The organism is Heyndrickxia oleronia, assembly GCF_017809215.1.
Taxonomy (GTDB): Bacteria; Bacillota; Bacilli; order Bacillales; family Bacillaceae_C; genus Heyndrickxia; species Heyndrickxia oleronia.
Window position 1 is genome coordinate 2552854 of the sequence record NZ_CP065424.1, and the last position, 12859, is coordinate 2565712.

General features: G+C 32.8%; 15 protein-coding genes. 1 reads left to right on the forward strand and 14 read right to left on the reverse strand.

Features of this window, described 5'->3' with window-relative positions; all coding sequences use genetic code 11:
- Nucleotides 1–233: 233 nt before the first annotated feature.
- From I5818_RS12765 to selD, 6 genes are all read right to left on the reverse strand, one after another.
- A complete protein-coding gene (locus tag I5818_RS12765; protein WP_078110179.1) occupies nt 234–1157 on the reverse strand; it encodes an ABC transporter permease in 924 nt (307 codons plus the stop codon).
- Nucleotides 1150–2019, reverse strand: coding sequence for an ABC transporter permease subunit (locus tag I5818_RS12770; RefSeq protein WP_058003704.1), 870 nt, complete (start codon nt 2017–2019; stop codon nt 1150–1152). The genes I5818_RS12765 and I5818_RS12770 overlap by 8 nt, the downstream gene beginning before the upstream one ends.
- A 160-nt stretch (nt 2020–2179) precedes the next feature.
- Nucleotides 2180–2497 (reverse strand): DUF3892 domain-containing protein, encoded by a 318-nt coding sequence (locus I5818_RS12775; protein WP_078111289.1) that lies wholly within the window; start codon nt 2495–2497, stop codon nt 2180–2182.
- A gap of 343 nt (nt 2498–2840) precedes the next feature.
- Nucleotides 2841–2939, reverse strand: a complete 99-nt coding sequence (locus tag I5818_RS26055; protein WP_235813293.1) for a putative holin-like toxin — start codon at nt 2937–2939, stop codon at nt 2841–2843.
- A 250-nt stretch (nt 2940–3189) separates the two neighbouring features.
- Nucleotides 3190–4227 carry a tRNA 2-selenouridine(34) synthase MnmH gene (gene mnmH, locus I5818_RS12780; RefSeq protein WP_058003706.1) on the reverse strand — a complete coding sequence of 346 codons (1038 nt, stop codon included), beginning with the start codon at nt 4225–4227 and terminating at the stop codon, nt 3190–3192.
- A gap of 106 nt (nt 4228–4333) precedes the next feature.
- Nucleotides 4334–5383: a selenide, water dikinase SelD gene (selD, locus tag I5818_RS12785; protein ID WP_058003707.1), complete on the reverse strand. Its 1050-nt coding sequence runs from the start codon at nt 5381–5383 to the stop codon at nt 4334–4336.
- A gap of 197 nt (nt 5384–5580) precedes the next feature.
- On the opposite strand from selD, the gene I5818_RS12790 reads away from it, so the two are divergent.
- The gene (locus I5818_RS12790; protein ID WP_078111288.1) at nt 5581–6645 is read left to right on the forward strand and encodes a permease; all 1065 of its coding nucleotides are present in this window, start codon (nt 5581–5583) and stop codon (nt 6643–6645) included.
- A gap of 217 nt (nt 6646–6862) precedes the next feature.
- Here the strand turns inward: I5818_RS12790 and I5818_RS12795 are convergent, their stop codons facing one another.
- The 8 genes from I5818_RS12795 to I5818_RS12830 form a co-directional block, all read right to left on the reverse strand.
- The gene (locus I5818_RS12795) at nt 6863–6961 is read right to left on the reverse strand and encodes a putative holin-like toxin (RefSeq protein WP_139254858.1); all 99 of its coding nucleotides are present in this window, start codon (nt 6959–6961) and stop codon (nt 6863–6865) included.
- A gap of 122 nt (nt 6962–7083) precedes the next feature.
- The gene (locus I5818_RS12800) at nt 7084–7674 is read right to left on the reverse strand and encodes a sugar transferase (protein WP_259545358.1); all 591 of its coding nucleotides are present in this window, start codon (nt 7672–7674) and stop codon (nt 7084–7086) included.
- 53 nt (nt 7675–7727) lie between these two features.
- A complete protein-coding gene (locus I5818_RS12805) occupies nt 7728–8561 on the reverse strand; it encodes a 6-hydroxymethylpterin diphosphokinase MptE-like protein (RefSeq protein ID WP_244975372.1) in 834 nt (277 codons plus the stop codon).
- A gap of 12 nt (nt 8562–8573) precedes the next feature.
- Nucleotides 8574–9713, reverse strand: a complete 1140-nt coding sequence (locus I5818_RS12810; protein WP_209391923.1) for a GNAT family N-acetyltransferase — start codon at nt 9711–9713, stop codon at nt 8574–8576.
- Nucleotides 9714–9794: 81 nt separating this feature from the next.
- Nucleotides 9795–10316: a KdsC family phosphatase gene (locus tag I5818_RS12815; protein WP_058003710.1), complete on the reverse strand. Its 522-nt coding sequence runs from the start codon at nt 10314–10316 to the stop codon at nt 9795–9797.
- 2 nt (nt 10317–10318) lie between these two features.
- The gene (locus I5818_RS12820; RefSeq protein ID WP_078111270.1) at nt 10319–11302 is read right to left on the reverse strand and encodes a KpsF/GutQ family sugar-phosphate isomerase; all 984 of its coding nucleotides are present in this window, start codon (nt 11300–11302) and stop codon (nt 10319–10321) included.
- A gap of 7 nt (nt 11303–11309) precedes the next feature.
- On the reverse strand, nt 11310–12149 hold the full coding sequence (gene kdsA / locus I5818_RS12825) for a 3-deoxy-8-phosphooctulonate synthase (RefSeq protein WP_078111271.1): 840 nt from the start codon (nt 12147–12149) through the stop codon (nt 11310–11312).
- Nucleotides 12150–12192: 43 nt separating this feature from the next.
- Nucleotides 12193–12855, reverse strand: coding sequence for an acylneuraminate cytidylyltransferase family protein (locus I5818_RS12830; RefSeq protein WP_180211893.1), 663 nt, complete (start codon nt 12853–12855; stop codon nt 12193–12195).
- Nucleotides 12856–12859 lie beyond the last annotated feature (4 nt).

A 12859-nucleotide genomic window follows, 5' to 3' on the forward strand; every position in this document is an offset into this window, starting at 1 on the left:
TATTATTTACCATTATTCAAATAATATGGCTATTTTCTCAAACAATCATGCTATTTAGGTAGTGTAAAAAAGAATAAAAATAAGTTGAAGAACGACAAGTCTCCACATTTTACTAAAGAAAATAGCTGCAAACTTCGTAAGAACGTTCTTTCCCCTTTATTAAGGTGAAAGCTGGTAGTAAGGCTTTTACAAATGCAACAAACTATGAAAAACAGTTAATGATATTGGCCTTATTAGATCCATCTACTTCTTTTATATTGCTTATCGAAGAATTTCTTTAATCCGATAGCGAGAAGTTGAAAACTTATGGTGGCATATAATAAAAAGAGTAATGGGATAAACAGGACAAACTGGTCTCTCCAGATAAAATCTCTTGCTTGTCCAACTAATCCAGCCCATTCTTTCGTAATTGAATGATAGAGAACCGGGTCAAACTCAACTTGTGTACCACCTATAAAAACATTAAACAGAGCTAATTGCCCCATTATTGTTATAGCAGTAACAATTTCAAGGACAAACAAGATAACTATATCCTCTTTAATATGTGGAATGATATGATTTTTTATTATTTTCCACTTTGACGAACCCGTGGTTATAGCAGATTCTACAAAAGAAGCCTGATATACTTGTCTTGTTTTTTCACGTATGGTACCAGCTACTGTTGGAAAACCGATCAATGATGCTACAATGACAAAAATTAAAATTAAAAGGATGGGCTTAATGTTGTAGTAAAATGATATTGGCCATAAAATAAAAAAAATGATTAAAAATGAAGGTACATATGATAATGAATTTTCTACAGCTTGCCAAGTATTGATTTTCTTTTTCGAAATTCCAGTCCATAAGCCAATACACAAACCAAGCAATAATCTTAGAATAGCAATACCCATTGCTGTAAACACTGTGTATTTCGCTCCATATAATAAAAGTGTCAGTATATCATAACCCCATTTGTCAGTACCTAATGGAAACTCTTTATATGTAAACGGATGTAAAGGTGGAAAAGCCATTTCTTTTTTTCCATATTGATAGATGGTAATGGAATCAGTTAAACGATGTGGAGCCAATGCGGGACCGAAAATAGCGATTAATAGCAAGAAAACTACCATAATGCTACTAATAAGTAGATAGAAATTCCATTTTCTTTTATCACTCATGTATAATCACCTTCTCAATTAAAATGAAAAAGATTTTAATAGAAAGATAGCAAATTGCAGCAATCGCAAACAAAATGAGAAGTGAAAAAACTACTTTTTGAAATTCGTAATCAGAAAAAATAAAAATCGTCAAACCTCTAATATTAAATAAATACTCAATAATAAACAAATTTCCAATCGTGAGGGAAATAGCCTTTTTTATATCCCCAGTAAGATAAGGAATTAAATTTTTTAATACATGGCGACTATTTATATACGGGCGACTTAATCCCTTCCCTACAGCTGTTCGGATATATTCAGCGCTTATAATTTCCTCATACTTTGAATTAGTCATTTTAAATAAATAAAAGGAAGGCATTAAACAAAGAATGATAAGTGGAAATGTCAAATTTACTGTATCAGCTAATGGTGATAATGTGATTAAACGAATGTTTGTCATTTGATAAAACTTTATAGCTAGAGTAATTGATAAAATGATGATAATAAAATCAGGAATGATAGATAAAGCATTGATCATCCATCTGAAAAAATAGGTGATTTTCCAATGGTGTAAAAAAACACCAAAGGTAATTGAAAAGATAAGTGAAACCAACATACTTAAAAATAATAATAAACTTGAGTTTTTTGTATATGATTGAATATCTTCTAGTACAGGATGTGGAACTCCATTAATATAATATGTACCTAATGTCCCTTCTTTAATTGAATGAAAAAAGCTTTGAATATTATAAATGATCGCCTCTGGATGCAATTGAACAAGATGTTTACCATTTAATTCCTTTAATCCAAACATCGATGGTACAGCAGCAATAATAAAAATGATAATTACTATTAATAAGATTTGGAAGACACTTTTTAGCAAACGAGTCACCTTCAATTCCTAAATTATAACGATATGCGTAAAATTTTATCAAATTTATCCGAATTTTTGAACTGTTATTAAAAATTTATACACTATGTCAGATACAACTCCTATCAATCAAAAATAAAAGGCAAAGCTATATACTTTGCCTTTATAAAATTTAAAATTGTGGGAGTTCATCCAAATTATTTTCTTTAATTCCATCAGGTTCACTTCTTAAAATGTCTCGTCCGTATTTATGAAACACATCGACATGAGCCAGTTTGCCTGCTTTTGCTTCCTCTAATGCAGTCACATAATCTAATTCCCTACCTTGCTTTGTTTTAATAGCTATAATATCTCCATCATCATTTTTTCTAACTGCGATAATTTCTTCTTTTCCATCGTTTTGATATCGATTTTCGTTTTCGAGTATAGAATTTTCAGTACCTTGCTGTTTATATTGCTCATAGATTTCCTCAAAATTCTTTGAACTAATTTTACACACCTCCAATCCTGTAGTATAAGCAAATATTCATTAAATATGTTTATTAGTGGTAGATACAGACTTTATTCACATCCAGAAAACCCTACTTTTGTCATGATGTACATCTGGTGTTGAATTAATTAAAATAGACATTGGGGCGAAAATTATCCTCTAACGTACAATGACTTATCCATTGTAGAAAGGGTTGTCTTTGTATATAATAAAGAAAGATAAAAAAGAACACTGGTAATATACCAATGTTCTCCTACACAGTATGACTGCCTGATGTGCAGTGGCACTTAGTACTAAGGAAATCTCTTTTTAACCTACCCTTTCCATGGCCTGGCAGGGTGGGTTATTTCTTTTTTGTAAGAGAAATAACAACTGTAATCACGGTAACGATTAATGACCCAAACATCATCATTAGCGATAAGGCCTCGTAAAATGTGATCATCAGTGACCCTCCTTTCAAGATTAAGGAGTAACCACTGCCCACCCTGCTATACTGTGTTATCGTTATTATAGCACAAGCTTTTTAACTCTTTTGAAAATTTTTACAAAATTAATTCAATATACCTACCACTTTTTTTAAATGTATGATGAATGGTCTACAGTCATCATTACTTGACATAATACTATTATACTTAACTAAAAGGAAAGCCGTTCAAACAATGATTGTCGCTTGAACGGCTTTCTTTTATTAGTTATTTTATTTTGACACTTAATCGTTCACGAATCACTTGTATAGCTTGATCCACATTCTTCACTTTTATAGTCATCTTACGATCATCCGGATATAAATTTGCAGTATGGTTGTATAATGGATCATAGTAATAAACCAAAAGTAATTCTACAGCTGAAGCAAACTCCCCTTTTATTAAATCTGACTCAATTTGCGCAGCGATTGGTGTGTGAATTCGCCTTTTAATCCTTGAAAATGCATCTAAGCATTCCTTTTGATGAATCCATGGCTCATAATCATCTAAAATGTGACGAACCCTCTCTTCAATTGGCATTTCAATAAATAATTGTAATCCATTTTCCTTTTTTTTCATTAATACATCAGGTAGCATGATTTTTCCAATTCTTTTACTTTCACCCTCGAAAAGAATAAATGGAGATTCCTGCAAAGGCAGTAGGGTTTGGATGAACTGGGAGTCAAATGATTTTTGATTATTTGCATGCAGACCAATTTGTCCAAATATGGACCCGCGATGATTGGCCATTCCTTCTAAATCCAATACTGGATAACCTTCTTTTTGTAATTGACGTAAAATCTTTGTTTTCCCTGACCCAGTATACCCATTTAGTACATAAGCTTCAGGCTTTATTTCAAGCGTATTTAATATTTCTACTACCCAATTTCTGTAAGCACGGTATCCACCACTTAAACGAAAAACTTTGATTCCCATTAGAGACAGAACTGTAGCTGATGTTTTGCTTCGCATTCCACCACGCCAACAAAATACAGCTTTCTTGCCTTCATATCCTGAGAATTCTTTTACAAAGCTAGGTAGTTTAGCTGAGACGATTTCAAGTCCTCGTTCTTTTGCAGCCTCGGGGCTGACTTGTTTATAAATAGTCCCAATCTCAGCTCTTTCTTCATCATTAAAAAAAGGTATATTTATACTCCCTGGTATAGTTGCTTCCTTATACTCAGAAGGGGATCGAACATCAACTAGTGTGACTTCATTATTCTTTTTTAATTTTAATAATTCATTTACTGTTATATCATGGAACACAATGTTTCCACCTTTCTAGGGTTTAGCTATGTGAAAAAGGAGTTGTCTATTAAGGATCAAGAACCCTTTTACTTTTTAAACAACCCCCAATACATTTCAATTAAAATTATAATACCGTAATCTTTCCAGGATGTTCTTCAGTAACTTCACCGATTATTGCTGCTTCCACTCCAGCATTTTTTAAATCAGATAGTAAATGTTCAGCTTCATCACTAGAAAGGGAGATCAATAACCCTCCAGATGTAACAGCATCACATAAAATCCATTGGTCAATTTGATCCATTGTTTCAGGGAAGGTTACATCCGCTTTGACATGATCATAATTATTTTTAGTTCCACCAGGTACGGCACCTGCTTCTGCTAATTCTCTTACACGTGGTAATGTAGGTACATCATTTTTATAAATTCGAATACCTGTATTGCTTCCTTTTGCCATTTCAGTTGTGTGTCCAAGCAGACCAAATCCGGTTACATCTGTACAAGCATGTACATCATATGCTTGCATCGTTTCCGCAGCCGTTTTATTTAATGTACTCATCACATTAGTTACACGATCAATTTCATCACCAGATAATAAATCTCTTTTTAAAGAAGTAGTCATAATTCCAACACCGATAGGTTTCGTTAAAACAAGCTTGTCCCCTGGTTTTGCTCCTGCATTTGTGCGTACTTTCTTTGGATTAATGGTTCCAGTAACAGCGAGTCCAAACTTTGGCTCCTGATCATCGATGGAATGCCCTCCCACTAATGTAACTCCCGCTTCTTTTAATTTATCTCCAGCACCACGTAAAATATCAGATAAAATTTGTTTATCTAATGTGTGAATTGGAAATGCAACAATATTTAATGCAGTTAAAGGTGTTCCTCCCATCGCATAAATATCACTAATCGCATTCGCAGCCGCAACTTGGCCAAAAGAATAAGGATCATCTACAATTGGGGTGAAAAAGTCGACAGTTTGTACGATTGCTAAGTCATCTGTTAAACGATAGACACCTGCATCATCACTAGTATCTAAGCCAACTAATAGATCTGGATTTGGCGTACTTTGCGGCAAGGTCCGAATCACTTGTGCCAAATCAGCAGGGCCAATTTTACAGCCACAGCCTCCCTTCGTCGTTAATGATGTTAGTTTTACTTGACTTGAATTTGTCATTTTGACAACAACCTTTCTTTTACGATTCATCTATTCATATTATAGAACAACATGTCAATACTTGCATAATGAAGGGATTAATAAATTTACTATGTATCCAAGGAAAATTCATTAATTTAGGTATCTCCCTTATTATTATGATATAATATTATGTCTTTAAAATTTACCATTCTACTTTTCACAGGAGGCTTCACCCTATGTCACAACTAGATCATTCAATAAAGCAGCAACAAGTGAACAGTAGAAAAACTCTATGGTTCATTGTTGCCTTTTTATTGATTACGGTTGCTGGTTTACTATATGTCAAATGGTGGCCGTATTATCATAAAGCTATTTTAGCAGCTGATACTCATTCAATTGGTTCTTCTATCTTGGGGGATTCATCCAATCACCAAATTCCCTTCTGGCAATCAGCTTTGGATTATGCTAAAGTCTACTTCCAATCGGTTTGGAAAGCAGCTGTATTAGGGATTTTACTTGGTTCTCTTCTTCAAGTATTATTGCCAACTCAATGGTTATTAAAAGTATTAGGTAAAACCTCATTTGGTAGTACGGCAGTTGCTGGACTTGCAGCTATTCCGGGTATGATGTGCACATGCTGCGCTGCACCAATTGCAGTAGGCTTACGCAAAAAGAATGTTTCAGTCGGAGCTGCACTAGCTTTTTGGATGGGTAATCCCCTTATTAATCCGGCAACTCTTGTCTTTATGACCTTTGTATTATCATGGAAATTTACCTTAATCCGATTAGTATTTGGATTAATTATCACTTTTGGGGTAAGTTATCTTGCCAATCGATTCGCAAAAGATCTACAACCGATTGATCTCGATCAAGTAGTTACAATTGAAGAGCCTAAAGGCAATTTTATGATTAGATGGTTTAAAAGTATCGGTACGATGATTGTGTATATTGTACCTGCATATGTCCTATCTGTTTTAGTTATCGGTGCTGCACGCATTTGGTTATTTCCACATATTGGTGAATCCACTGCAAATAGTTTAATGGCGATTATTCTTTTTGCAGTTGTAGGAATGCTTTTTGTTATCCCAACAGCAGCAGAAATCCCGATTATTCAAACATTTATGTCACTTGGACTTGGTGGCGGACCAGCTGCTGCACTTCTAATTACATTACCAGCTATTAGTGTGCCATCGCTGATTATGGTAGCTCGATCATTTCCGAAGAAGGTTATGTATTTTGTTATGGGGTCAGTGGTGGTAATTGGAGTAATTAGTGGATTAGTTGGGTGGATGTTGCTTTAGTTTCGCGTATTTATTTCGTATTTCGCGGATAAAAGTAAAATTTAGCGGATATATTTCATTTTTCGCGGATATCTACCTATTCCGATTAACATATGTATATATTCCTGTTAAGTAAATATAATATAGAAGGAGCATTGGCTGTGAGCCAATGCTCCTTTACACAGCGACTGCAAGAGCTGCAGTGGTCCATGACGAACCGTAACTCACCCAGGGTGGGTTATTTTCTTTTCTCAAGAGAAATAACAATAGTAATCACGGCTACGATTAATGATCCAAAAGTGATCATGAGCGATAACGCTTCGTAAACTGTGATCAATAGTAATCACCCCCTTTTTAAAGGAGTGACCACTACCACCCTGCTGCTGTGTTGATATCAGTATGGGTCTTTTTAAGAAAAATAAAACCGTTATAATATCTTTTCTGCTAATTGACTATTTATTATCGAGTACCTTCTTTTATGCCATTGCTTCTTACGACATTCCATATAGTTAAAAAAAATACTTTCACATCAAAAAACAAACTCATTTTTAACACATATTCTCCATCTAGTTTAGCTTTTTCATGAATCGAAAGTTCATCCCTGCCATTTATTTGAGCCCAACCAGTTAAACCGGGATAAATATTATTTGCACCAAATTTTTCCCGCTCTTGAATCAAGTCGATTTGATTCCATAGGGCTGGCCGAGGACCAATAATACTCATGTCACCTTTTATAATATTGATAATTTGCGGCAACTCATCAAGACTAGTCCTTCGTAAAATTTTTCCCACTCTTGTGATGAACATTTCAGGATTCTCTAACAAATGTGTAGGCATATCCTTTGGTGCATCAATTCGCATCGTTCTAAATTTTAATATAAAAAATTTTTTTCTATTCCTACCAATCCGCTTTTGTTTAAAAAGCACAGGGCCTTTTGAATCTATTTTAATCATAAGGGCAATTACAAGAAAGATTGGTAAAAGCATAATTACTAGTATGAATGCTAATATTCTATCTAGAAACCACTTAAATATTGAATATATCTTCACTTGTACCACTCTCCAGATGAACAATGAAAAAGATATTTCTTATGAAAATAAATTTAATTGTTAGTAGCTAATGCAACATCGAGATCTATTCTATCAAATACTTCTAGCTCCCCTCCTCTAGTAGCATTAAAAATCTTCACCTTATTATTATCTGCATATCGCTTTGCTTCTTGGTAAGCACTTATCATCATCTCTCCTGCGGATGCAAAAGTAGGATCCACATGACCATAATCTTTAAAATGATGTTTCATATTACTAGAATAGTGACAATCGGTTCCTAATAAATAGATTTCTCTAAACCCCATATACACAGCAATTTGAAGAAGGGCATAGGTAATTGTGTAACCATCATATACAACCGAAAAAATATCATTACTAAATTTAGTATGATATTTTTTATGTGGGATAGTATGATTTAACATGTTCAAAGGGAAGGAATAATCATTTGTAGATAATTGAATATCTAGTTTTTTTAGAATCGTATCACTAATAAATTTGCATTCTACATTTAATTGTTCGATTTCTTTTTTTAGGCACCTATATACATTTTCATCTTGTATACCATAATATGTAGGTCGCCAATCTGTTTCATCAAACGCTAGAAGAATTGAATTCATACTGAAAGTAATTTCATTTTTTAACTTTTCGAGATCGAGAATCGTTAAACTTGGACCAGTAGCAACAATAAAACATCTTTCTCCTATATGCTTATTTTTAAGTTTTTTTAACTTCTCATATGAATCGTTCTTATAAAATCGATGAACTCGTAAAAACTTTTTTAAGTTAAAATGCATCAAGGGAAAAACAAAATATTGGAATTTTCTAATTAACGAGATAAAAAGGTAGATGAATTTATTACTTTTTAATAAGTTTTTTAGAGCCAACATATTGTTTCACCTCTATTTATCTTCAGTGGCTAGGTAAGATATCCTTTTTAAAATGAATGGTTGGTTAAATGTTTTTGAGTGTCGTATCTTATATAGGGTGTATAGTATTTTTGACTTTATTGATTGATTAAAAATCATATATTTTACATTGAAATTCTCGTCCGTCCCCCATTTTTTCTTATAATCTTCATCTCCTCGTAAGAAATCAACAATCTGGTATCCCTCTTTAAATGCGTGTTCAATAAGATAGTAGGTTAATAGTTGGCCAACAGAGTATTTTTTGTATTTTATATTGATCGCATGTAAATAAAGATAAAGCTTTTTACCATCGGTCATTCCAAAATCAATGGCAATAATTTCGTTATTATACTTTAAATATGCTAAGTGCAATAAATTACTTTTAAAGAGATTTTTCGCTGTCCGAATTGCATAGTCTCTTTCCTCTTTATTTCTGTATTTACTAGGTGTATCGGTATTACTCCATCTTTCACAATGAAATGTAAAAAAAGTATTCATTATTGGTTCAATTTCTTGGTCTGATTGCACTATTGAAAAGACAAGTTTCCCTTCTTTTTTTAACCTTCTGTCTTTTTTTATTATTTCTTTCATCAAATTCTTATTTAATTTAATTTTAAAGTCATCAGAATTATCAGTGAAATTAATAAAAGGACAAATATCACTTTTTTTTCGTTTAAACAATAATTTCCCGAGGTATGATTGTTTCCTTAAAACAGTATCAAGAAAAGAGTTTTCTGGGATTTCTCCCCAGTCAATATAATCCCATGTTTTCTTTTCCTCGTGTAATCTACTAAAAACCGATTGAAGAGTTACTTCGGTAGCATACTTTTTAGAAATAACGGGGGTTAAATAATCTGATTCACCCGAACCAATTGGTTTTAATACATAGATACTCATTCCTGCCAATGTTCTTTTATAAAGATAAAAAGGAAAGATTCCTATTGTTTGATCCTTATTTTTTATTTCAATTATATAAGGAGTTATATCGATTTGCTTGATTTTATACTCCCACCAGCTTGCCAACCAACTAATATCCTGAAAAATAGTAACTTCATGATATTCGTTTATTAATGTAGACCAATTTGGTAATAAATTTGTTATAGTTTCTATCCGATTGTGTATAAAAATTTCCATTAATTCTATCAAATCCTTATCATTTTTTTGATAATATTTTTTATAACAAACATCAATTAGACTTGTGTTAGTTTTTTCTAATCAACTCATACGATCATATAGGAAATTTTCTATCAGATTATCGAAATCTGTTTCATTCTTTAAAATAAACTCTATCATTTCCCGCACAGCTCCGTTACCACCTTTAGCTGATGTTATGTGTGTGACTCTCTCTTTTATCTGTTCTGCTGCATCCTGGGGAGCGAAAGAAAGACCTGATTTCAAAATAATTGGTAGATCATTTAAGTCATCGCCTATTATACATACATTACGATAATCGATCTTTAATCTTTCTAATAATTCTTCCAATTTAGCATTTTTATCCATTACACCTTGATACAAAAAATCTATTTGTAATTCTTTCGCACGAATATCAACGGCTTCTGAAAAACGACCTGAAATAATAGCAAATTTAATTCCGTAAAATTTAGCTAAACAGATACCCATTCCATCTTTTACACTGAATGCTTTTATTTCAACTCCCCGGGAATCAATCATAATTTTTCCATCTGTTAATACACCATCAACATCTAAAACAATTAATTTCACCTGATTAGTCTTCATTTTTACAATCCTATTTTCGTTATATCCGTAATATGGATCATTGCTATTGGACGTTGCTTTTCATCAATAACTGGAAGAACATTAATTTTTTTATTTTCCATTATCTTCAATGCTTCTACAGCGAGTAGCTCTGAACTTATAGTTATTGGTGTCTGATTATATAGCTGTTCAATTGTGCAATCGAACATATCAATACCTGCAGTTAGAGCTCTTCGGAGATCTCCATCTGTTAATATTCCAATAAGAATGTCATCTCCATCTACTACGCTCACTGCACCTATTCTAGATTTAGTCATTTCGAAAAGTACTTCCTTACAATCTGAATATATTTTTGCCTTTGGATTTCTATTATTGTGCTGTATTAAATCTCCTACTGAAATTAATAACTTTTTTCCTAAAGAACCTCCTGGATGGTAAACAGCAAAATTTTCTGAGGTGAAATTTTTTGCTTTTAATAGTGTGATAGCAATCGCATCACCGATTGCCAAAATTAATGTAGTACTAGTTGTTGGTGTTAATCCTAATGGACAAGCTTCTTCAACTCTACCAATACTGATGATCCCATCCGCTTTCTTTGCTAAAGTAGAATATTCATTTCCAACTAAAGCAATTAATTTTGCACCAATTTTTTTAATAGAAGGAATTAACTGGATTACTTCTTCCGATTCACCACTATTTGAAATAGCAAGCACAACATCATTTTCTTTTACCATTCCTAAATCTCCATGAAGTCCTTCAGCTGGATGTAGATAATAACTTGGAGTCCCTGTACTAGCTAATGTTGCAGATATTTTTTTTCCAACAATTCCTGATTTCCCAATCCCAGTTACAATTACATGAGATTTGCAATTTAACAATAGCTCAATTGGATGAATAATATCTGTACTAAGGATCTCACTATATTTCAGGATTGCTTTAGCTTCTTTTTCTAATACATTCTTAACACTTTCTAAATAGTTAATTTGTGTTTTAATAACAGTTGACAAGATTAAATCAACTCCCTACATCAAGTTTAACCAACTCATCTATCTTTTTAAGTTTTTTTAATATCTCCTCCAAATGATCTAGCTTTACCATATTTGGTCCATCGGATAATGCGTTTACAGGATCGGGATGTACCTCTAAAAATAGTGCATCAATACCAACTGCCATTGCGGCTCGTGCCAAAACAGGCGCATATTCCCGATTTCCTCCTGAAGTTATTCCTAATCCTCCAGGAATTTGAACACTATGTGTTGCATCGAAAACGACTGGTACATTTAATTCTTGTAAAATAGGTAATGATCGCATATCTACGACTAGATTATGATATCCAAAATTTGTTCCCCTCTCCGTTAGTAATACTTGATCATTCCCTGATTCTTTCAGCTTGATTACAATATTTTCCATATCATTTGGTGCTAAGAATTGGCCTTTTTTTACGTTAATGATTTTTTGAGTTTTGGCTGCGGCAATTAGTAGATCAGTTTGGCGACATAAAAAAGCAGGGATTTGAATGATATCAAGAACTTCCCCTGCAATTTTTGCTTGATGTGATTCATGAATATCTGATGTGACTGGGATCATATATTTTTCTTTCAGTTTACTCAACATTTCCAGCCCTTTTTCTAAACCTGGTCCTCTTTCTGAATAAATAGATGAACGGTTTGCTTTATCAAAAGAGGCTTTAAAAATAAATGGTATGTTTAATTTGGTCGTAATTTCTATTAAAGTAGCAGCAGTTTTATCAATTAATTCTTCACTTTCAATTAAACATGGGCCAGCAATCAAAACAAAAGGACTATTACTACCGAATTTAATTTTGTCATTCAATTTAATTTCTTTAGTCAACATTATTTCCTCCAATAACCTTCTGTTTCTATTTCCTTCCTCATATTTAGACCGATTTAATAAATTCATTTTGATAGATTTTTAATGCATATTCATAATCTGCTCTTGTGTCTATATCCACAGCCTCGAATTCATTTACTTCCTGCAAAAATGGATTAAAACCAATTCTTCGTCCGTAATTAACAAAAATCTGTTTTTTGAATATAAAAAAACCACTTGTTTCAATAAAAACAGGTGATATGTCTTGTGTTCTAGGTATTTGATTCAGCTCATAATTGATTGGTTTTCCATTGTACCAAGCAAACGTTTGCTTTTTTTGAACACTAAAAGCAGAATCAAAATAGTTATTAATAACTTTTGACAATGCATTTTCTATCGTTTCGTTTAATATAAACGGTGATGTTGTATGTGCAAGAATGTAAATATCACTATCTACTAATTCAATAAAAGACTGATAAATTTCATTTCCTTTTACCTTGTCACCATCTAGGTAGGTATTTCGTTTTAAAAACTTTACCCCATGTGGTACATGTTTTTTTATTTCTTCATCACTACAGAAAACATATACGTCATCAATATCATTAACCTTTAGTAACGATTTAAAAATGTACCAACATAACGAATGATCACCCAAAGGTAGTAAATTTTTCTTGGGAAGTCTCTGGCTATTTAATTTTATCGGTACAAATGCAATGACCTTTGGTTTCAATGGC

Bases quoted from the DNA above. Each gene is read 5' to 3' on its own strand.
- I5818_RS12815 (WP_058003710.1), bottom strand. From the start codon at position 10,316: ATGAAGACTAATCAGGTGAAATTAATTGTTTTAGATGTTGATGGTGTA.
- I5818_RS12805 (WP_244975372.1), bottom strand. From the start codon at position 8,561: ATGTTGGCTCTAAAAAACTTATTAAAAAGTAATAAATTCATCTACCTT.
- I5818_RS26055 (WP_235813293.1), bottom strand. From the start codon at position 2,939: ATGATCACATTTTACGAGGCCTTATCGCTAATGATGATGTTTGGGTCA.
- selD (WP_058003707.1), bottom strand. From the start codon at position 5,383: ATGACAAATTCAAGTCAAGTAAAACTAACATCATTAACGACGAAGGGA.
- I5818_RS12790 (WP_078111288.1), top strand. From the start codon at position 5,581: ATGTCACAACTAGATCATTCAATAAAGCAGCAACAAGTGAACAGTAGA.
- kdsA (WP_078111271.1), bottom strand. From the start codon at position 12,149: ATGTTGACTAAAGAAATTAAATTGAATGACAAAATTAAATTCGGTAGT.
- I5818_RS12810 (WP_209391923.1), bottom strand. From the start codon at position 9,713: ATGGAAATTTTTATACACAATCGGATAGAAACTATAACAAATTTATTA.
- I5818_RS12765 (WP_078110179.1), bottom strand. From the start codon at position 1,157: ATGAGTGATAAAAGAAAATGGAATTTCTATCTACTTATTAGTAGCATT.